The organism is Cryptosporangium aurantiacum (assembly GCF_900143005.1).
Lineage (GTDB): Bacteria > Actinomycetota > Actinomycetes > Mycobacteriales > Cryptosporangiaceae > Cryptosporangium > Cryptosporangium aurantiacum.
Window position 1 is genome coordinate 148909 of the sequence record NZ_FRCS01000004.1, and the last position, 19870, is coordinate 168778.

General features: G+C 71.2%; 17 protein-coding genes and 1 tRNA gene. 5 read left to right on the plus strand and 13 right to left on the minus strand.

Annotated features, from left to right (window positions below; all coding sequences use genetic code 11):
* Positions 1-70: 70 nt before the first annotated feature.
* Both BUB75_RS15075 and BUB75_RS15080 read right to left on the minus strand, forming a co-directional pair.
* A complete protein-coding gene (locus tag BUB75_RS15075; RefSeq protein WP_143175221.1) occupies positions 71-1000 on the minus strand; it encodes an NmrA family NAD(P)-binding protein in 930 nt (309 codons plus the stop codon).
* Positions 1001-1058: 58 nt separating this feature from the next.
* Complete coding sequence (locus BUB75_RS15080) at positions 1059-2006, minus strand: NADP-dependent oxidoreductase (RefSeq protein ID WP_073257595.1); 948 nt, start codon at positions 2004-2006, stop codon at positions 1059-1061.
* A 125-nt stretch (positions 2007-2131) separates the two neighbouring features.
* On the opposite strand from BUB75_RS15080, the gene BUB75_RS15085 reads away from it, so the two are divergent.
* On the plus strand, positions 2132-2761 hold the full coding sequence (locus tag BUB75_RS15085; protein WP_073257597.1) for a TetR/AcrR family transcriptional regulator: 630 nt from the start codon (positions 2132-2134) through the stop codon (positions 2759-2761).
* 178 nt (positions 2762-2939) lie between these two features.
* Here the strand turns inward: BUB75_RS15085 and BUB75_RS15090 are convergent.
* A tRNA-Asn gene (locus BUB75_RS15090) sits at positions 2940-3012 on the minus strand.
* Positions 3013-3227: 215 nt separating this feature from the next.
* On the opposite strand from BUB75_RS15090, the gene BUB75_RS15095 reads away from it, so the two are divergent.
* Positions 3228-3575, plus strand: coding sequence for a hypothetical protein (locus BUB75_RS15095; protein WP_073257599.1), 348 nt, complete (start codon positions 3228-3230; stop codon positions 3573-3575).
* A 379-nt stretch (positions 3576-3954) separates the two neighbouring features.
* On the opposite strand, the gene BUB75_RS15100 is transcribed toward BUB75_RS15095, so the two are convergent.
* The 8 genes from BUB75_RS15100 to pdxR all read right to left on the minus strand — a co-directional run bounded on the left by BUB75_RS15100 (position 3955) and on the right by pdxR (position 14621).
* On the minus strand, positions 3955-4962 hold the full coding sequence (locus BUB75_RS15100) for a sugar phosphate isomerase/epimerase family protein (RefSeq protein WP_073257601.1): 1008 nt from the start codon (positions 4960-4962) through the stop codon (positions 3955-3957).
* Between the two features lies 1 nt (position 4963).
* Complete coding sequence (locus tag BUB75_RS15105; protein WP_073258412.1) at positions 4964-6103, minus strand: Gfo/Idh/MocA family protein; 1140 nt, start codon at positions 6101-6103, stop codon at positions 4964-4966.
* A gap of 26 nt (positions 6104-6129) precedes the next feature.
* A complete protein-coding gene (locus BUB75_RS15110) occupies positions 6130-7203 on the minus strand; it encodes a substrate-binding domain-containing protein (protein ID WP_073257603.1) in 1074 nt (357 codons plus the stop codon).
* 105 nt (positions 7204-7308) lie between these two features.
* On the minus strand, positions 7309-8394 hold the full coding sequence (locus BUB75_RS15115) for an ABC transporter permease (protein ID WP_084741197.1): 1086 nt from the start codon (positions 8392-8394) through the stop codon (positions 7309-7311).
* A 115-nt stretch (positions 8395-8509) separates the two neighbouring features.
* The gene (locus BUB75_RS15120) at positions 8510-10348 is read right to left on the minus strand and encodes a sugar ABC transporter ATP-binding protein (RefSeq protein ID WP_084741199.1); all 1839 of its coding nucleotides are present in this window, start codon (positions 10346-10348) and stop codon (positions 8510-8512) included.
* Positions 10345-11538, minus strand: coding sequence for an ROK family transcriptional regulator (locus tag BUB75_RS15125; RefSeq protein ID WP_073257605.1), 1194 nt, complete (start codon positions 11536-11538; stop codon positions 10345-10347). The genes BUB75_RS15120 and BUB75_RS15125 overlap by 4 nt, the downstream gene beginning before the upstream one ends.
* Positions 11539-11648: 110 nt before the next feature.
* Positions 11649-13052, minus strand: a complete 1404-nt coding sequence (gene xylB / locus BUB75_RS15130) for a xylulokinase (RefSeq protein ID WP_073257606.1) — start codon at positions 13050-13052, stop codon at positions 11649-11651.
* Between the two features lie 9 nt (positions 13053-13061).
* Positions 13062-14621, minus strand: a complete 1560-nt coding sequence (gene pdxR, locus BUB75_RS15135) for a MocR-like pyridoxine biosynthesis transcription factor PdxR (protein ID WP_073257607.1) — start codon at positions 14619-14621, stop codon at positions 13062-13064.
* A gap of 66 nt (positions 14622-14687) precedes the next feature.
* Between pdxR and BUB75_RS15140 the strand changes: the two genes are divergently transcribed.
* Complete coding sequence (locus BUB75_RS15140) at positions 14688-15638, plus strand: DMT family transporter (RefSeq protein WP_073257609.1); 951 nt, start codon at positions 14688-14690, stop codon at positions 15636-15638.
* Between the two features lie 329 nt (positions 15639-15967).
* Here BUB75_RS15140 and BUB75_RS15145 read toward each other — a convergent pair whose 3' ends face one another.
* Both BUB75_RS15145 and dnaG read right to left on the minus strand, forming a co-directional pair.
* On the minus strand, positions 15968-16510 hold the full coding sequence (locus tag BUB75_RS15145; RefSeq protein ID WP_218617531.1) for a hypothetical protein: 543 nt from the start codon (positions 16508-16510) through the stop codon (positions 15968-15970).
* Positions 16511-16514: 4 nt separating this feature from the next.
* A complete protein-coding gene (gene dnaG / locus BUB75_RS15150) occupies positions 16515-18464 on the minus strand; it encodes a DNA primase (RefSeq protein ID WP_084741200.1) in 1950 nt (649 codons plus the stop codon).
* Positions 18465-18583: 119 nt separating this feature from the next.
* Between dnaG and BUB75_RS15155 the strand changes: the two genes are divergently transcribed.
* Positions 18584-19261: a PhzF family phenazine biosynthesis protein gene (locus BUB75_RS15155; protein ID WP_218617532.1), complete on the plus strand. Its 678-nt coding sequence runs from the start codon at positions 18584-18586 to the stop codon at positions 19259-19261.
* Complete coding sequence (locus BUB75_RS15160) at positions 19258-19665, plus strand: rhodanese-like domain-containing protein (protein ID WP_073257617.1); 408 nt, start codon at positions 19258-19260, stop codon at positions 19663-19665. The genes BUB75_RS15155 and BUB75_RS15160 overlap by 4 nt, the downstream gene beginning before the upstream one ends.
* The last annotated feature ends 205 nt before the right edge of the window (positions 19666-19870 follow it).

Consider the following 19870-nt stretch of genomic DNA (forward strand, 5'->3'; position numbering starts at 1 on the left):
CTCGCGGGCCGGCTTCTGGGCGACGTGTCATATTCGCCCTGACGCAACCCAGGAGCAGGCCGTCCGGGGGTCACGCCTCTGCGACGCGCCAGTCCTGCCGCGCTGCCCACTGCTTGAGTGTCGTGGTGGTCAGACCGTAGCGAGCCGCGTGGTGGGGGCGTGCGGGGTAGCCGACGAGGTCGTCCCAGGTTCGCGCTTCCTGCGTTGCGCCGCGAATTTGCTCGAACTCTTCCGGGGGAACAAAGACGGCGGTGATCGTGCGGTTGGCGACCGCGGAGATGGTGTCGGCGATCTCGGGGTAGGTCAACGTGTCACCGGCGAACTCGATCTCGGCTTCGTGGAACTTGTCGGGGTTGGCCACGGCGGCGGCGACAGCAGCTCCGAAGTCGTCCGCATTGATGAGTGCCAGCACGGTCCGCGGGATGGTCGTGGCCACCAGCGTGCCCTCAGGCAGCCGATGCAGCTGGGGGTGCATGTCCTCGCGTTTGCCCGGGAGGAAGTTGTCCATGTAGTAGGCGGGCTTGACGATGGTCCAGCGGTCGATGCCCGACTGCCGGACCGCGGCCTCGGCGGCTTCTTTACCGTCCCAGTACGCCTTGAAGAGGTCGGCCTGTTCGTAGCCCGGGTGCTGGCTGCGCCAGCCTGTTCCCGACACGGACGTGTGGATGATCTGGCGGATGCCGGCTCGCTTGGCCGCAGTGGCGATGTTGCCGGCCTGGCGCTGTTCGGCGCCGGGATCGGCGGGGTCAACGCCTGCTAGCTGAACGGAGAACACGACGTCGTGTCCGGCGCTGGCAGCCTCCAGGGACGCAAGGTCTTCGAGGTTCCCGGTCGCGAGGGCAACGCCCTGCCGAGCGAGCGCTTGTGCCGCCGCCGATTCGGGATTCCGCACGAACGCCGTCACCGAGTGACCTCCGCGAAGTAGCGCCTGGACAACAGCGCCCCCCTGCATTCCGGTTGCCCCGGTAACCAGCACTCTGGTCTTTTTGTCTTCAGTCACTTCAAAGTCCTACTTTCGGTTGATCTCGTTCAGACAGCTCGGGGCGCGAAGAACCCACTTAAAACACCAGTACGGGTCGCCCCCGCACCCCGCCCTCTTCGACGAGCCGCTGTGCTTCGGCGACCTGGTCGATCGGGTACGTCCCGGCGACGCGGAGCCGGAGCTCCCCGGACTCGGCCTGGTCACGCAGTTTCGTCAGGGCTGCCGTGTCCCGCATGCGGTCGTATACAGAGACGAACGACCAGCGCACGCCCCGGTCGGTGTCGCCGGTATACCCCTTGAACGTCGCGATCCCGCCGCCGTCGCGCACTGCCCCGGCCACCGCCGCGTCCATCGACCCGCCGTCGATGACCCCGTCCGCACCCTCGGGGCGCAGCCGGCGCACCCCGTCGACGAATCCGTCCCCACGCGGGACCACGTGATCGGCGCCCAGGCTCGAGACGAGGTCACGGTCCTTGTCCGCCGCATCGGCGATGATCGTCAGCCCGGCCGCCTTGGCCAGCTGCACGGCGTAACCACCGATCCCGCCGGCGGCACCGGTCACCGCCACCGTCGCTCCCGCGGGCAGGCCCAGCGCGTCCAAGCCCATCTGCGCGGTCAGCGCGGCCATCAGCAGAGTCGAGGCCGCCGTCAGGTCGACCCCCTTCGGGGCACGGACCACCGACTCCACCGGCACGACCACGTACTCCGCCTGCCCGCCCAGGTCCAGCTTCGGTTCCGTCACCGCGATCACCTCGGCGCCGAGGGTCAGCTCCGGACGAGCGCCCTCTCCGACCTCATCGATCGTCCCGGCGACCTCCCAGCCCACGACATAGACCTCCGAGGGCGGGTTCGCCTCGGGGTCGTATTTGGCAGAGATCCCGCGCCGAATGTTGGCGTCGGCCGGGTGGACTGCGGCGGCGGCCACCTTGATCCGCACTTTGCCCGGTCCCGCGTGCGGTTCGGGCAGGTCCAGCACCCGCATGACCTCACGGCCGCCGAACTCGGTGAAACCTACGGCTTTCACTGGGATACCTCGCTGACGAATCGCGCATTCCACAACCCGAGACGCTAATGTTCCGGGTATGTAGCGGACAGTAACACCCGGATAGACTCGATACAAGACGGTCCCAGTGCACGAGGAGAGCAGACATGTCCGAACCCGGCGCGCAACTGCGACGGCCCCCCGGCGTCTCCGGTCCGCCACGCGATCCCGCCCGGGACGCCAAGATCCTGCGCGCGGCAACGGAGCTTCTCGCCGAGGGCGGCTACCCGGCCTTAACGATGGACAAGGCCGCGGCCCGAGCCGGGGTGGGCAAGGCGACTGTGTATCGACGCTGGCAGTCCCGCGCCGAACTCGCCGCGGAAGCCCTCGGCAACGCGGGGCTCACCGACGACGTCGTGCCGGTCATCATCGGGAGCGGGCAGTTGCGAGAGGAACTCAACGCCACGCTGGTCAGCGCCATCGGGAGCCAGGACACTTCTCGGGTCGACCTGGTCTCGGCCCTGCTGGACACGGCTCGCCAGGAGCCGGAGCTGTGCAGCCTCATCCGAGTGCGCTACGTCGAATCCTTGCACCAGGCTCTCGCAGGTGTGCTGGACCACGCGGTGCAGCGTGGCGACCTGCCCGCCCGACCGAACCTCCCGCAGGATGGAAACGCGATCGCGGTCTCCGCCGCCATCGCCCTTCTCGTCCACTGGGGAGTCGTCCACGATCGCCCGATCAGTAGCGATGACATCGCACAGATCGTCGACGGCGTTCTCATGCCCCTGCTCCGATAACGTCCCGCGGCTGCGGACTCGACCGCCGCCGCCATCACGGTTCGCATCACCAGGGGCGGCTTCCGGGCTGACCGCCGGGACCGCCCAACGGCGGTGCAAGTTCTAGAGAAAACTGTCAGTAAAATGTCAAAAACCCACCCGGATGAGGTGGGCCTGACGGCGTTTCCGCTGGTAGCTGCTCCCCCGACTGGACTCGAACCAGTAACCCTTCGATTAACAGTCGAATGCTCTGCCAATTGAGCTACGGGGGAATACTCCGGCCTGCGCCACCTCTCGGCGACGTGCCTGGGCAAGCCTACAACATGCCGGTTGGTGCTCGCCGACACCGGTCACCCACCCGGCGGTGGCCACCACGAGGGAACCACAGGGCTGCACCGGTTTGGTAGGACGGGTGTGGGATAGACACCCGTCGGGCATCACTTGGGAACTACTGGCAACCACCCGGAAGCCGACTTCAGGAGTCGACATGCGCAACAAGCTGCTCTTCCTCACCGGTGTTGGCATCGGCTACGTGCTGGGCACGAAGGCAGGCCGTGAGCGGTACGAGCAGATCCGCCGCACCGCCGCCAAGGTCAAGGAGAACCCGACCGTGCAGGAAGCGGCCGGCGCGATCCAGGCCCAGGCCGGTGGCCTGGTCACCAGCGCGAAGGACATCGCGAACGACAAGCTGGGGAACACCGCGATCGGCGCCAAGGTGAACAGCCTGCTCGGCTCGTCGTCGAGCCCGTCGCCGACCGTGACTGCGGGCCCGGCGACCGGTACGCCGTCGGCTAGCACGCCGCGGCCGGCCGGCTCGAACGGCGCCATCAGCTAAGGCCGCACCACGACGAGGGCCCAGCCGTAAGACGGCTGGGCCCTCGTGGTGTTCCCACGGAAAGCGACGACTTTTGGGCCTCTAACGCGCCGTTAGAGGCCCAAAAGTCGTCAATCCGCGACGACCCTGACAGGGACGGGCGGCGCGAGCCAAGCGGACGGCCCGCCCCGAACGGACGGCCCGCCGAGAGGCCCACCCGGACGGACGGCGCACCCCGGGACGCCCGGCCCACCCCCGGGCTCACGGCCCACCCCCGGACGCACAGCCCGCCCCGGACGGACGGCCCGGCGAGAGGCCCGCCCCGGACGGACGGCGCGCCCCTAAGGCGCCCCGCCCAAAACCGCCCGCCCAAAAACCGCCCCGCCCAAGAACCGCCTCCTCAGCGCCCCGAGGTGAACGCCGCGTCGAACGAGGCCTCCGGCGGCTCGATCGCCACCAGCTTCCGCACGAACGCCAACGCATCCGGCGCCCCGACGAGGCGATCCATCCCGGCGTCTTCCCACTCGATCGAAATCGGCCCGGAGTACCCGATCGAGTTCAGCATCCGGAACACCGGTTCCCACGGGACGTCCCCGTGCCCCGTCGACACGAAGTCCCAGCCGCGCCGCGGGTCACCCCACGGCAGGTGCGACCCGAGACGCCCGTTCCGCCCATTGAACTGCTTCACCGACTCCTTGCAGTCCACGTGATAGATCCGATCCTTGAAGTCCCAGAGGAACCCGACCGGATCCAAGTCCTGCCAGACGAAGTGCGACGGATCGAAGTTCAGCCCGAACGCCGGCCGGTGGTCCACGGCCTCCAACGCTCGCACCGTCGACCAGTAGTCATAGGCGATCTCCGAGGGGTGTACCTCGTGGGCGAAGCGCACCCCCTCGGCGTCGAACACGTCGAGGATCGGGTTCCATCGATCAGCGAAGTCCTGATACCCGCGATCGATCATCGACTGCGGCACCGGCGGGAACATCGCCACCGTGTGCCAGATCGAGGACCCGGTGAACCCGACGACGGTGTCCACCCCCAAGGCCCGGGCGGCCCGCGCCGTGTCCTTCAATGCGGAAGCGGCCCGAGAACGCACCCCTTCGGGGTCTCCGTCTCCCCAGATCGCCGGCGACACGATCGCCTGGTGACGCTCGTCGATCGGGTGATCACAGACTGCCTGCCCGGTCAGGTGGTTCGAGATCGCCCAGACCTGCAGCCCGTACCGCTTCAGGATCTCCCGCCGGGAGGCTACGTACGACGGGTCGGAAACCGCCAGGCTGACGTCGAAATGGTCACCCCAGCACGCGATCTCGAGCCCGTCGTACCCCCATCCGGACGCGAGCTTGCACACCTCCTCGAACGGCAAATCCGCCCACTGACCGGTGAACAGCGTCACGGGCCTCGGCATGTCAGACCACCACCCATCCAGAACCAGACTCGGCGCTCAACGAGACCGCCGCCAGGACCTTCTGCACCTGCAGCCCATCGGCGAACGAGGGCGACGGATCAGCATCCTCGGCAACAGCCACCAGGAAATCCCGGAACTCGTGCGTGAACGTGTGCTCGTACCCCAGCGGGTGCCCGGGCGGCCACCATGCCCCCAGGTACGGGTGCTCCGGTTCGGTCACCAGCACCCGGCGGTAGCCCGCCTCCTCGGCGGGCTGAGAGCCGTCGAAGAACAGCAGCTCGTTCATCCGCTCGAAGTCGAACCGGATGCCGCCGTCCGACCCGTAGATTTCCAGCTGCATCGCGTTTTTCCGCCCGGTCGCGAACCGCGTCGCCTCGAACGTCGCGATGCCGCCGCCCACGAACCGGCCGAAGAACACGGCCGCGTCATCCACGGTCACCTCGCCGACGCCGGAGCCCCCGACCGCCGCCGACAACCCTGAGCCGCCGGAGAGCGGACGGGACCGCACGAACGTCTCGGTCAACCCGCTGACCCCGGACAACACGTCACCGACGACGAACTGCGCCGCGTCGACGATGTGCGCCGCGATGTCACCGAGCGCCCCGGACCCCGCCCGCTCCTTCTGCATCCGCCAGGTCAGCGGCGCCGACGGGTCGACGAGCCAGTCTTGCTGGTAAGCGGCACGGACATGGCGCAACGTCCCGATCCGGCCAGCTTTGACAAGCGACCGCGCGTACGCCAACGCCGGCACCCGCCGGTAGTTGAAGGCCACCATCGAGCGCACGCCCCGAGTGGCGGCCTCCGCAGCCGCTTCGGCCATCGCGGAGGCCTCCGACACGGTGTTCGCGAGCGGCTTCTCACAAATGACGTGCTTGCCCGCTCGCAACGCCTCGATGGCGATCGAGGCGTGCGTGTCCCCCGGCGTACAAATGTCGACGATCTGCACGTCGTCGCGCGCGATCAGCGTCCGCCAGTCGGTCTCGGCCGCGGACCACCCGTGCCGATCGGCCGCCGCCTTCACCGCCACCGGGTCGCGCCCGCCGATGGCTGCCATCCGGACCTCGACCGGCAGGTCGAACACGTGGCCGACGGTGCGCCAAGCCTGGGAGTGCACCGCGCCCATGAACGCGTACCCCACCATGCCGACGCCCAGGTCGAGCTTCCCAGTCACGACCGGAACCCGGTGGACATGTACTGGTCGACGTTCTCCTTCGTCACGGTGGCCGAGGCCAGCGTGATGTGCGCGGGGACGTCGTTCTCGACCAGGTCGGAGAAGCCCTTCTTCTGGCCGATCAGCCGTGCGATCGAGATCGCCGACGACGCCATGCTCGGGCTGTACGTCACGGTCGCTTTGAGCACCGAGTTGTCGGCCTTGATCGCCTCCATCGCGTCCAGCGAGCCGGCGCCGCCCACCATGAAGAACTCGCTGCGGTTGGCCTGCCGGATCGCCGCCAGCACACCGAGGCCCTGGTCGTCGTCGTGGTTCCAGATCGCGTCGATCCTCGGCGCCGCCTGCAGCAGGTTCGAGGTGACCTGTTGCCCCGAGGCCACCGTGAACTCCGCCGCGACGCGGTTCGTCACCCGGAGTCCGTAGGTGGCCAGCGCGTCCTTGAAGCCCCGGCTGCGGTCCTGGGTGAGCGGCAACGAGTCGATGCCGGCCACCTCGGCGATCACCGGGTTGGACCTGTTCGCCTGCTTCACCCGCGCTCCGATGTAGTGACCCGCAGAGACACCCATGCCGTAATTGTCCCCACCGATCCACGTCCGATACGCGAGCGGGCTGTCGAAGATCCGGTCCAGGTTCACGACCGGGATCCCGGCGTCCATTGCTTTCCGCGCCACGGCCGTGAGCTGCTTGCCGTCGTTCGGCAGCACGACCAGGACGTTGACCTTCTTGGTGATCAGCGTCTCGATCGCCGCGATCTGCGCCGCCACGTCGTTGGTCGGCTCCACCGGCTCGAACGTGACGTCCTCGAACTGCTTGGCCTGCGCCTCCGCGTTCTTCGCGATCGCACCGATCCAGCCGTGGTCGGCCTGCGGCGCCGAGAACCCGATCGTCACCTGGGTGCCCTTGGCGGCGTTGTCCCCGCCGACCGCCTTGGTGTTCGTCTCGTTGTTGTCGTCTCCGGAGTCGTTCGACGTGCAGCCGGCCGCCAGCACGGTCGCACCCACGGCGGCCCCGCCGAGCAGGAAGCTGCGGCGCCGGAGCCCGCTACGCGGGCCACTGATGACGTCACTCATGGTTCTCTCCTTTGAGAATTACGCGTGCGGGCGAACCACCGTGGGTGTGCTGAACCGCGGTGGGTGAACGGGATTTCGGGTAGAGCCGACGTCGAGCGGGGTGCGCTAGGTCGAGGTTTCGGCACGGCGCCTCTGCAGCAGCACGGCGCCGATGATGATCAGGCCCTTCGCCAGGTTCTGAACCGGCGTGGACAGGTTGTTCAGGATGAACAGGTTCGTGATCAGCGTGAACACCAGCACGCCGAGGAACGTGCCGACCAGCGTGCCCCGGCCACCGGTGAGGAGCGTTCCGCCGATGATGACCGCGGCAATAGCGTCCAACTCGTAGTTCTGGCCGTTCGTGGACGAGCCGGAGGCGGTCTGCGCGGTGAGCATCACCGCGGCCAGGCCGCAGCAGAGCCCGGACACCCCGTAGAGCAACGCCGTGTGCAGGCGGATGTCGATGCCGGCCAGCCGCGCGGCCTCGGGGTTGCCGCCGACCGCGACCGTGCGGCGGCCGAACGTGGTCAGGTTGAGTACGACCCAGCCGATCGCGAACGTGCCGAGCAACAACCAGACCAGGTACGGGACGCCGAGCAGTGACCCGTCGGCGATCCGGTTGAACGACTGCTGGGTGACGACCTGGGTTTGCAGGTTGGCGATCTGCTGGGCCAGTCCGCGGGCGCCGATCAGCATGCCGAGCGTCACGATGAACGGCACGAGTCGTCCGTAGGCGATGAGCGCGCCGTTGATCAGGCCGACGATCAGCCCGACGAGCAGCGCGCAGAGCACCATGACGAACGGTCCGTAGGACTGGGTGGCGACGGTGGTGCACCAGACCGAGGCGAGTCCGACGATCGAACCGACCGAGAGGTCGATGCCGCCGCCGATGATCACGAACGTCATGCCGACCGTGACGACGCCGATCACCGAGGCGTTGGTGAGGATCGTGCGGACGTTGCCGGTGGTCGCGAACGTGTCGGCGGTGACCAGACCGACGATGCAGAGGATGACCAGCGCGACGATCAACCCGATGTTGCGGGTGGCGCCGCCCTCCGACAGCGCCGCCAGCCAGGTGCGGATCGGGCTGGCCTGGGCCGTCGGTTTGGCCGCGGCCGCTTCGACCCGGGCGTGCTCGTCGGCGGGCGGTACGGCGGTGGCGGACGCGGTGGCCGACGGGTCGGCCGTTGGTCTCGTAGAGGGATCGGTCATGAGCGCCTCGCTCCAATGCGGTGGCGGCGGATCGTTCTTCAGTAGCGGTGCCGTCGCACACGGTGGTGGCCGGAGGTCGGCCGAGCCGGGTGCGCGCGGGGACGGTTGGGGCGGGTCAGCGGCCGGTGGTGACGCGTTCCCCGGCCATGACGAGGTCGAGAACCTGTGCTTCGGTGAGTTCGGACGCCGGGGCTTCGTGCACCACGTGTCCTTCCCGCACGACCAGGACGCGGTCGGCGAGGCCGAGTACTTCGGGTACTTCGCTGGAGACCATCAGCACGCCGACGCCCTGGTCGGCCAGGGACCGGATCAGCGCGTACAGCTCGGCGCGCGCTCCGATGTCGACGCCACGGGTCGGTTCGTCGAGCAACAGCAGGCGGGTCCGGCCCAGCAGCCAGCGCGAAACGACGGCCTTCTGCTGGTTGCCGCCGGAGAGCGTGCGCATGACGCGGCGCGGATCGGCCGGGCGGAGGTCCAGCGAACTGGTCACCGCACTCACTTCCGCGCGTTCCAAGCCGCGTCGCAGGAATCCGAGCCGGGAGAACCGCCGCAGCGACGCCAGCGCGACGTTGCGGTACACCGGCTCGCCGAGCAGCAGCGCCTGGCTCTTGCGCTCCTCGGGGGCGAGCCCCATCCCCGCGGCGACGGCGGCCTGCACGCTGCCGCGGCGCAGCGTCTTGCCGTCAACCTCGACGGTGCCGGTGGCGGATTTCCGGGCGCCGTAGACGGCTTCCAGGATCTCCGAGCGACCGGCGCCGACCAGCCCGGCCAACCCGACGATCTCGCCCGCCCGGACGCTGAACGAGATCCCCTCGAACTCCCCCGGCCGCCCCAGCCCGGTGACGCGCAGCAGCGGCGCAGCCGCCTCCGGCCCGCGCACCACACCGGCACGTACCGCGGCCGTCTCGACTCGAGGCGTCGCAGCCGTACCATCCCGCGTCGCTGCGGCATCGCGCGCCGCGGCCGTGTCGCCGCGTTCCGCGGAGGCATCCTCCCGCGCCCCGGTGGAATCGCCGCTCGCCGGAGCTGTATCGCCGGGCGCTGCGGAGGGGGCGTCGGCCCGATCGCCGCGCCGGGCCGGGAAGACGTACTCGACGTTCCGGCCCGTCATCAGCCGCACCACCTCAGCGGTGGGCGTCGTCCGGGCCGGGAGGTTCACGGCGACGGTCCGGCCGTCCTTGAGGATCGTGACCCGGTCGCCGATGTCCCGGATCTCGGCCAGCCGGTGCGAGATGTAGATGACCGCGACACCGGCGGAGGTCAGGTCCCGGATGACCCGGAACAGGTTCTCGACCTCGTCGTGGGCCAGCACCGCGGACGGCTCGTCCATGATGATCAGCCGGGCGTCGTGCGAGAGCGCACGGGCCATGCTGACGATCTGCTTGCCCGCGGCGGGCAGCCGGCCGACCTCGCGTCCGACCGGGATCTCGCCGTGGCCGAGCCGGGCCAGCAGTTCCCTGGCGCGCCGACGGGCCACCCCGCGGCTGCTGAACCCGAGCCGGCGCGGCTCGTGCCCGAGGAACACGTTCTCCGCGACCGTGAGGTCGTCGACGAGGTCCAGCTCCTGGTAGATCGTCGCGAGCCCGGCGCGTAACGCAGCGGTCGGTTTGGTGAACCGCACCGGCTCGCCGAGCCACTCGATCGAGCCCTCGTCCGGCTGGTGCGCGCCGGAGAGCACCTTGATCAGCGTCGACTTGCCTGCCCCGTTCTGACCGAGCAGGCAGTGCACCTCGCCGGGCAGAACCGTGAGGTCCACCCCGTCCAGCGCGCGGACGCCGGGGAACGTCTTGACGATGCCGGAGAGTCGCAGCAGCGGCGCGGCTCGATTCTCAGCAACGCTCGCGCCGCCTGTGCCGGTGGCGCCCGCCGCCGGGCTGGCGTCGCGGGCAGTCGTTTCTGGGGTGAGATCGGGGCCGCGGCCGTTGTCGTCGGGCCGGCCGGTCGCGGGCGTCATCGGGTCACCGGTCCGTACGCGAGTTCGCTGACCAGCGCGGCCGCTCCGGCCACCCCGGCGCGCGACCCCAGCTCGGACAGCACCACCGGCAGGTTGCGGGTGGCCAGCGGCAGCGACCGGCGGTAGATCACCGACCGCACCTCGGCGAGCAGCAGGTGCCCGAGCCCGGCGAGCCCGCCGCCGATCACGATCATCGACGGGTTGAAGAAACTCACCAGGCTGGCCAGCACACCGCCGAGGCGGCGCCCACCGTCGCGGATCAGCCCGATGCAGACCGGGTCACCCTCGACGGCGCCCGCACCGACGTCCGCGGCGGTGACCGTGCCGTGGGTCCGCAGGCGCTCGGCGAGCGACGGTGAGGTGTCGTTGCGCGCCGCGGCTAACGCGTCCCTGGCCAGCGCGGCACCACCGAAGACCGCCTCCAGGCAGCCGGCGTTGCCGCACGCGCAGACCGGGCCGTGCGGGTCGACCTGGATGTGCCCGATGTCGCCCGCACACCCGTCGACGCCCCGGTAGACCTGGCCGCCGACCACGATCCCGCAGCCGATCCCGGTGCCCACCTTGACGAACAGCAGGTCCTCGATCGACCGGGCCACTCCGCCGCGGCGTTCGCCGACGACCATGATGTTGACGTCGTTGTCGACGACGACCGGGCAGCCGTGGCGTCCGGCCAGTTCCTCGCGGACCGGGTAGCGATCCCAGCCCGGCATGATCGGCGGCGACACCGGGACGCCGTCCCGGTAGCTCACCGGCCCGGGGACACCGAGGCCGATCCCGGCGAGCCGGGTGAGGTGACCGTCGGCGCGCACCTTGGCGAGCAGGTCGTCGATGCGGTCGAGCACGGCTTCCGGCCCGCTCCGGATATCGATCGGCTCCTCCACCGACGCGACCGGCTCGAGCGAGGCGTCGGTGACCTCGACGGTGACCGACGTGGCGCCCAGGTCGACACCGGCGAACCGCAGCTCGGGGTCGAGTTCGACGAGCGTCGACCGGCGGCCGCCCCGGGACGCGGCCGGACCACCGTCGCGCGCCAAGCCGAGCTCGGCGAGCCGGCCCAGCTCGGCTGCCAGCCGGGCACGGGGGAGTTCCAGCCGGTCGCCGAGCTCGGCCCGGGACACGGGCCCCTCGTCGCGGAGGGTCAGCAGGATCTGGGACTGAGCGGTGTTGTCCGGTCTGGGCCGAGGCGTCATAACGCAGCCTTCCCGAGCGTCCGAGGCCGGGGTGGCCTCCGTCACAGGGCGTGGGACGACGGTAGGGCCGCTCAGGGATGCCTGTCCAGACTCTTTTGGATCACAGACGCCTAACTTTTGTTCGAGCGAACCGAAAGTTCTTGCACTCCCGTCCGAAACTGGGCGTAGCGGTCACGGGCCCCGGAGTAGTCCTCGGTGGCCTCGGGGGCACGTTCCGCCTCAACCGTCCACTGCGGCGGTTCTGCGGCACCGGACAGTGCCCACGCGGCCTGCCGGGCCGCGCCGAGCGCCACGTACTCCCCCGGCGCCGGGACGTCGACCGGGACGCCGAGGATGCCGGACGCGACCGCGCGCACCGCGGGCGAGAGCGCCGCGCCACCGATCAGCAGCGCCCGCCGCACCGGAACGCCGTGCTGCCGGACGGCGTCCAGACCGTCGGCGAGGCCGAGCAGCATGCCCTCGACGGCGGCGCGTGCGAGGTTCTCCGGGCGGGCGTTGGCGCGGGTCAGGCCGGTGAGCCGCCCGGTCTCGTCGGGCAGATCGGGGGTGCGCTCACCGTCCAGATAAGGCAGTAGGGTCAGCCCGGCAGCGCCGGGCGTGCTCGCGAGGGCCAGCTCCGACAGCCGGTCGAGGTCGACGCCGAGCAGGTCCGCGGCGGCGGTCAACACCCGGGCTGCGTTCAGCGTGCAGACCAGCGGCAGGAACCGGCCGGTCGCGTCGGCGAAGCCGGCGACGTAACCGCTCGGGTCGGTGGTCGGCGACTCGGAGACCGCGAACACGGTGCCGCTGGTCCCCAGCGAGACGACGACGTCGCCGGGGCCGGCGCCCAGTCCCAGGGCCGCGGCCATGTTGTCGCCGGTGCCCGCGGCCAGCGCGATGCCGTCCGGGGTATGGCCGACGATCGCGTCGGGCTTCTTGACCTCCGGCACGCCCAGCTCCCGGCCGAACGCACGTCGCAGCAGGTCGTGACGGTACTCACCGGTTGCGGCCGACCAGTAGCCGGTGCCGGACGCGTCGCCGCGGTCGGTGGTCGGGTCCGCGTTCGTCGACAGCTTCCAGGTCAGCCAGTCGTGCGGGAGCACCACCCGCTCGGTGCGGCGGGCCTCGTCCGGTTCGTTCGCGGCGAGCCACCGCAGCTTGGTGACCGTGAAGCTGGCGACCGGGACGACGCCGACCGCGTCCACCCAGGGCTGGGCGCCGCCGAGTTCGTCGATCAGGTCGGTGGCCGCCCCCGCCGAGCGGGTGTCGTTCCAGAGCAGCGCCGGGCGGACGACCTCGCCGTTCGCGTCGAGCGTCACCATGCCGTGCTGCTGACCACCGACGGCCAGCGCCTGCACGTCGTCCAGCAGCCCGTCGGACGCGCTACGCAGCGCGTCCCACCAGACCGCGGGAGCGACCTCGGTCGCGTCCGGATGAGGCGCGCGCCCCTGCCGGACCACCGCCCCGGTCTCGGCATCACAGATCAGGACCTTGGTGGATTGCGTCGAGCAGTCGACGCCTGCGACGAGTGCCATGCCGACTTCCTACCTCGCGGTCGTGCTCCGCACCACAGCGGCGAGACCGGCGCCCATCCTGCGGGCGGCCTCTTCGAGACGGTTCGGGGGATGTGCGGCATAACCGATCACCAGGCCGGGCGGTCCGGGAACCATCCGGTGCCAGGACAGCGGATGCACCCGGACGCCGACCTCGGCGACCTTCTCGGCGAGGACCGTGTCGGGGACGTCGCCGGGCAGCGAGATCAACAGGTGCAGGCCGGCGGCAACCCCTTCGACCCGGGCGTCCGGGAGGTGCCGGGTCAGCGCGGCGTGCAGCGCGTCCCGGCGGCGGCGCTGGCGGACCCGGACCCGTCGCAGGTGCCGCTCGTACTCGCCGGAGGCCAGGAGGTGCGCGAGGACGAGCTGGGACAACGCCGGGTTGCCCAGGTCGGTCGCGTGCTTCGCCGCGATCAGGTGGTCCCGCATCGCGCGCGGCGCGACCATCCAGCCCAGGCGCATGCCCGGCGCGAGCGTCTTGGACGTGCTGCCCATGTAGACGACGCGGTCCGCAGCGGACGCTTGGAGCGCGGCCACCGGCGCTCGGTCGTACCGGTGCTCGGCGTCATAATCGTCCTCGAGGATCAGGCCGCCGTGTGCGTCGGCCCAGCCGAGCAGTTCGCGCCGCCGCTGCGGGGCCAGCACGACGCCGGTCGGGAACTGGTGAGCCGGGGTCAGCAGCACAATGGGCGCACCGGTCGCGGCCAGCGCGTCGATCCGGAGCCCGTCGCCGTCCACCGGGACCGGATGTAGGTGCATGCCCCAGTGGATCAGCTGGTCACGCGCGCCGCGGGAACCGGGATCCTCGATCGCGACGGCTCTACCGGCGCCGAGGATGCGCGCGACCAGTGCGAGCGCCTGGGCCACGCCGGCCACGACCACGACATCGTCGGGGTCGGCGCGGGTGCCGCGGGTGCGGGCCAGCCAGGCGGCCAGCTCGGTGCGGAGCGGGAGCGTGCCGCGCGGGTCGCCGTAACCGAGGTCGGTGCTGGTCATCGTGGCCAGCACGGTTCGCTCGGCGCGGAGCCAGGCGGCGCGCGGGAACGCGGCGAGGTCGGGGCGGCCGGGCGAGAGGTCGAACTCGATCCCGGCCGCCGGGCCCAACGGCAGCCGAAACCCGGTCGGCGTCGACGCGCCGGCCCTGTCCGGCGGGCCGCCCACCGCGCCGGGGCCGGGCACGGCCTCGGCCGAGCCGGGCGCCGCCGGCCCGGGCGCGACCTCGGCCGGGTCGGGCGTCGCTGGGCCGGGCGTGGCCGGGCCAGCCCCGGCCGGTCCGGGCGCGGGCGGGGTGAGGAGGGTGGTGATCACGGTGCCGACGCCGGTCCGGGCCTGGGCGAGTCCCTCGTCGACGAGCCGCTGGTACGCCTCCACCACCACGCCCCGCGAGACGCCGAGATCCGTCGCGAGCACCCGGGTCGCCGGCAACCGCGCCCCGGCCACGAGGCGCCCGTCAGCGACCGCCGCACGCACCGCGTCGACCAGCCAGGTCGTCAGTCCCTTGGTCGGCGCGGACGCTGCCCGCAGCTGGAGGAAGTCCGAACCCGACGACATTGGTCTACCTTCTCGCGCGTTCAATGGTCCTTCAACCGAACCACGAGGGTCGCCGAGCATGACCGTATGGTCAACTCCGTACTCGCTCGTCCCGGTCTCGGCACCCGTACCGCCGCGGCGTCCGGCGCCACCGGCATGGTCTTTGTCGGCGGCAGCGTCGCGGTCTCCTCGCTGCTGGTGAGCAGCCCGCTCTTCACCGTCCAGGCAGTGCGCTACGGGCTGGCGTGCCTACTGCTCGTCGTGTTCGCGCGCCTCGCCCGGCAGCGAATCGTCGTACCGCGCGGCGTCGAGTGGCTCTGGCTCAGCGGGGTCGCGGTGACCGGCATGGTGATGTTCAACGTCGCGCTGGTCTACGGGTCGGAGCACGCCGAGCCAGCCGTGCTCGGCGTCGCGGTGGCGAGCGTGCCGGTGGTGATGGCCGCGGTCGGGCCGCTGCTCGAAGGGGCGCGGCCGACCGCGCGGGTGCTGGTCGCGGCGCTGGTGGTAACCGGCGGGGCGGCGCTGGTCGAGGGACTCGGACGCAGTGACACCCAGGGGCTGGTGTGGGCCGTCGTAGTGTTCGCGTGCGAGGCCGGCTTCACGCTGCTCGCGGTGCCCGTGCTGGGGCGCCACCGGCCGTGGGGCGTCTCGGTGCACACCACCTGGATCGCCGCGCTGATGTTCCTGGCGATCGGCGTCCTGCGCGAGGGGCCGACCGCCGCACTGCACCTGGACCGCACCGAGCTGGTTGCGGTCGGATACCTCGCGGTCGCGGTCACCGCGCTGGCGTTCGTGCTTTGGTACACGTGCGTGGACCGCCTCGGTTCCGGGCGAGCCGGGCTCCTGACCGGCGTCGCGCCGGTGGCGGCAGCGCTGAGCGGCATCGCTCTCGGCCAGCCGGTGCCGGGCGTGCTCGTCTGGGTCGGTATCGCGGTCGTCGCGGTCGGCCTGGCACTGGGGTTGAGCCCCGCCGGAGGCGCGCGCCCGCCCCGCGCTCCCCGGCCCCTCGCCGTGGGTCGACGCGAAGCAGGGCTCTAAGCAGATGGTCGATCGGGTGACCGGCTTCCACCTCAGGGAGACGCCCCACCGTGCAGGGTCCCGTCATCCGAGACACATCTCGGATGCCGGGCCCATCGGTCCGATTAGCACGACACTTCAGCCGACACGGCCAGCGCGTGCCCCGGAAGCGCGTGCCTCAGGCGCGGGAGGCGCGCGCGTCGGCGAGGAGTCCTCCGACTCGGAAGCGCGACGTCTCAGGCGCGGGAGGCGCGCGCGTCGGCGAGGAGTCCTCCGACTCGGAAGCGCGACGTCTCAGGCGCGAGACGCGCGCGCCTCGGCGAGGAGCCCTTCGGCCGACGCGCGGTGCGTCAGGCGCGGGAGGCGCGGGCGTCGGCGAGGAGTCCTTCGGCCTCGGCGCGGGCGGCCGGCACCTCGCGGTCGGCGGGGTCGTCGAACCGGAGTTGCCAGGTCAAACCATCAACGCCCGGCACCCGGCGGGCCAGCACCAGCACAGCGCCACCGGTGCCCAGATCGTGGCGACTGGTGTACGCCACGCTGCGCGTCACCCGGGTCTGCACCTCGGCCGGGAGATCACGTGGCTCGGCGAGCCGCACCCGGCGCACGGGCCCGTCCGCGACGACGCCCGGCTCGATCTCGACGCCCGGCGTGACGACGAGCGCCCCGTCCCGCCACACCGCTTTGTGGATCTCCGCCCAGCCGAGCCGATGCCACTCCGCCCCGTCGCCGGTGCCCTTCTTGGGCGGCAACCAGAGTGCCTGCGTGCTGGCCACCGCCACGGCCTCCGCGGTGTTGGCCCACGCCACCACCCGGTCGTGCGCCTCCAGCGGCGGTGTCACCGGCGGGGCATCCCGGCGCAGTAACCGGTCGAGCACTGTCTTGGGATTCAGCACAGAATTACAGGCCTCCGATCGCCTGTTGCCGCAGGCCGTGCAGGTACTGTTCGAGGGCGACCAGCTCGCCGAACAGCTTCATGTACTCGTCCGCGGCGTCGACGGGATTCACCCGCTGCAGCCTCGACTTGACGGCGACCACTCGACGGACGATGGCCAGCCGCTGCACCTCGTTGACCTGCGCGGCGACGTACCGGGGGTCGAGCTCACCGTCGTTGAACAACCGCTCGACCGCCAACTCGACGACCAGTGCCTGGGCGTCACTGCCCTCGCAGTGTGACACCAGCGCCTGCACCCACTCCGGGCCGGACGTGCCCGCGACCGCACCACCGACAGCGGCGACCGCGCGCCGCACCGCCCGATACGACGGATGGGTGTACGCGTCCTCGCCGACCGCGTCGAACAGCGGCCCGGCCAGCACCGGCTCCTGCACCGCGAGCTTCAGCGCTTCCCGCTCGACGAGCAGCGCGCGATCGTGCGGATCGGGGCGTCCACCGGCCGCCGGGCTCACCGGCGCGGCCGACTCTGCCTCCGGCGAGGTGCCCTGCCGCGGCGCGCGTCCGGGCTGCGTGCCCCGGCCGGCCGGCGTGCCTCGCCCGGCCTGCGCGTTCTTGCCTGACTGCGCCTTCCCGGCGGCTTCGTTCACGGCCTTGAGCACCGGCTCGAGGTCCATGCCCAGGTCACCGGCGAGCTTGCGCGCGTACTCGGGCCGCATCGCGCGGTCCTTGATGCGGGCGACCAGTGGCGCGGCCGCACGCAGCGCGGCCACCCGGCCCTCCACGGTGTCGAGGTCGTAGCGCGCGAGGATCGTCCGCAGGACGAACGCGACCAGCGGCTCACGCCGGGCCACCAGGTCGCGGACCGCGGAGTCGCCGTGCGCGAGCCGCAGGTCGCACGGGTCCATGTTCTGCGGCGACACCGCGATGAACGTCTGGGCGACGAACCGCTGATCGTCCTCGAACGCGCGCACCGCGGCCTTCTGCCCGGCGGCGTCACCGTCGAACGTGAAGATCACCTCGCCGCGGAACTCGTCCTGGTCCATCAGCAGGCGCCGGAGCACCTGGATGTGGTCGGCGCCGAACGCCGTGCCGCAGGTGGCGACCGCGGTGCCCACCCCGGCGAGGTGGCAGGCCATCACGTCGGTGTATCCCTCGACGACAACCGCGCGCTGCTGCTTCGCGATGTCCTTCTTCGCAGCCGCGACCCCGTACAGGACGTGCGACTTCTTGTAGATCGGCGACTCGGGCGTGTTGAGGTACTTCGGCCCGTCGTCCCCGTCGAGCAGGCGGCGGGCACCGAACCCGATCACCTCGCCACCGAGGTCGCGGATCGGCCAGACCAGCCGGCCGCGGAACCGGTCGATCAACGAGCCCGACCGGGCCGCCTTGGAGATACCGCCGGTGACCAGCTCCTCGTGCGTGAACCCGCGGCCGCGGAGGTGCTTGGTCAGCGCGTCCCAGCCGATCGGCGCGAACCCACAGTCGAACTGCCGGGCCGCGTCGGGGCCGAACCCGCGGGCGGCCAGGAACTCGCGGGCAGGCAGCGCCTCGCGGGTGCCGAGCTGCTCGGCGTAGAACTCCGCTGCCGCGGTGTGCGCCGCGATCAGCCGGGCGCGCTGGCCACTGTTGCGCACCGGCGCCGGACCGGCCTCGGTGTAGGTGAGCTGGACGCCGACCCGCGCCGCCAACCGCTCGACAGCCTCGGCGAACGACAGCACCTCGGTCTTCATCACGAAGCTGAGGACGTCACCGCCCTCGGCGCAGCCGTAGCAGTAGTAGACACCTTTGGCAGGATTTACGTTGAATGAGGGGGTCTTCTCGTCATGGAACGGGCACAGGCCCTTGAACGTGCCGCCGCCTGCCGGACGCAGCGTCACCCGCTCACCGATGACGTCGACGATCGCCGACCGTTCCCGCACCAGCGCAATGTCGCTGTCCCTGATCCGCCCCGCCACGGCGTCGAGTGTAAAGCTGAGGCCCGACAATCGGCGGCGCGGCCGATGGCAGAAAACTTTCGATAGTGGGCGTCTCTGCCACTCGACTGAAGGCCTGCCCGCACGTCATGCTCTGCCCCATGAGTATCGAGGTGCATGAGCTGCTGGTTTTCCCAGGCCCGGACGGTCGGGCAGGCAACCCGCTCGGTGTGATCCTGGACGGTGCGCGCGTTCCGGACGCCGACCGCCAGCGCATCGCAGCCGAGCTCAACTACAGCGAGACGGTCTTCGTCGACGACGCCGCCACCGGCGCGATCCGCATCTTCACCCCCGCCGCCGAACTGCCGTTCGCGGGTCACCCCACGGTGGGCACGGCGTGGCTGCTGGCGCAGGAGGGCACACCGGCCACCGCACTCCGCCCCCCGGCCGGCACCGTGCCCGTGCGGTACGAGCCCGAGCTCACCTGGGTCTCCGGACGCCCCGAATGGGCACCGCCGATCAACTTCCGGCAGCTCGCGAGCGCCGCCGAGGTCGACGCCTACCCGCAGCCCACCGAGGGCAACACGTACGTCTGGGCCTGGATCGACGAGGCCGCAGGCGTGGTCCGGTCCCGCTCGTTCCCGGTCGCGCTCGGGATCAGCGAGGACGAGGCCACCGGCGCGGCGGCGGTCGCGCTCGTCGGGCAGGTGCAGCGACGGGTCGAGATCCACCAGGGCGTCGGGTCCGTCCTGGTCGCCGGTCCGACCGGCGAGGGCCTGGTCGAGCTCGGCGGCCGGGTGTCGGCCGTCCGCCGGTTCGCGTTGGACGGCCCCCGATGACCGCGCCCCGCGTGTTACGCGGCCTGGTCACCCGCGTCCCTGCGGCGGACCCGACCGAGGCGGTGGCGCGCCTCGCGGAACGGTTCCGCTTCGAAACCGATTGTGCGGACGTTGCGAGCGACCTGGCCCACGGCGTCGAAGGGTTCGTCATCGTGGACGCCCGGTCGCCGGAGAAGTTCGCGGCCGGCCACCTCCCCGGAGCGGTCAACCTGCCTACCCGGACGATCAGCGAGGCGACCACCGCCGGGCTCGACCGCTCGCTCGTTTACGTCACGTACTGCGACGGGCCGCACTGCAACGGGTCGACCCGGTCGGCGCTGCGGCTCGCGGAGCTGGGTTTCCGGGTCAAAGAGATGATCGGCGGATTCCACTTCTGGACGATCGACGGACATCCGGTCGAGTGAGGGGCCGCGGCTCTGGCCCCGGGCGGTGGTTCCGCGGGCCGCGGCTTTGCCCCGGGCGGTGGTTCCGCGGGGCCGGCGGTGCCCACCACGGGGGGTACTAACGAGGACGCGAGGGCACCTGCCCGTACCGCGACGGCGGAGCGGGACGTCTCGCGACCGGCCGACGGGCGCCGGATGCGAATCCACCCGGCGCCCGCCATGCATG

Bases quoted from the DNA above. Each gene is read 5' to 3' on its own strand.
- BUB75_RS15085 (WP_073257597.1), top strand. From the start codon at position 2,132: ATGTCCGAACCCGGCGCGCAACTGCGACGGCCCCCCGGCGTCTCCGGT.
- BUB75_RS15095 (WP_073257599.1), top strand. From the start codon at position 3,228: ATGCGCAACAAGCTGCTCTTCCTCACCGGTGTTGGCATCGGCTACGTG.
- BUB75_RS15100 (WP_073257601.1), bottom strand. From the start codon at position 4,962: ATGCCGAGGCCCGTGACGCTGTTCACCGGTCAGTGGGCGGATTTGCCG.
- BUB75_RS15105 (WP_073258412.1), bottom strand. From the start codon at position 6,103: ATGGTGGGGTACGCGTTCATGGGCGCGGTGCACTCCCAGGCTTGGCGC.
- BUB75_RS15110 (WP_073257603.1), bottom strand. From the start codon at position 7,203: ATGAGTGACGTCATCAGTGGCCCGCGTAGCGGGCTCCGGCGCCGCAGC.
- BUB75_RS15115 (WP_084741197.1), bottom strand. From the start codon at position 8,394: ATGACCGATCCCTCTACGAGACCAACGGCCGACCCGTCGGCCACCGCG.
- BUB75_RS15120 (WP_084741199.1), bottom strand. From the start codon at position 10,348: ATGACGCCCGCGACCGGCCGGCCCGACGACAACGGCCGCGGCCCCGAT.
- BUB75_RS15125 (WP_073257605.1), bottom strand. From the start codon at position 11,538: ATGACGCCTCGGCCCAGACCGGACAACACCGCTCAGTCCCAGATCCTG.
- xylB (WP_073257606.1), bottom strand. From the start codon at position 13,052: ATGGCACTCGTCGCAGGCGTCGACTGCTCGACGCAATCCACCAAGGTC.
- pdxR (WP_073257607.1), bottom strand. From the start codon at position 14,621: ATGTCGTCGGGTTCGGACTTCCTCCAGCTGCGGGCAGCGTCCGCGCCG.
- BUB75_RS15140 (WP_073257609.1), top strand. From the start codon at position 14,688: ATGGTCAACTCCGTACTCGCTCGTCCCGGTCTCGGCACCCGTACCGCC.
- BUB75_RS15155 (WP_218617532.1), top strand. From the start codon at position 18,584: ATGAGTATCGAGGTGCATGAGCTGCTGGTTTTCCCAGGCCCGGACGGT.
- BUB75_RS15160 (WP_073257617.1), top strand. From the start codon at position 19,258: ATGACCGCGCCCCGCGTGTTACGCGGCCTGGTCACCCGCGTCCCTGCG.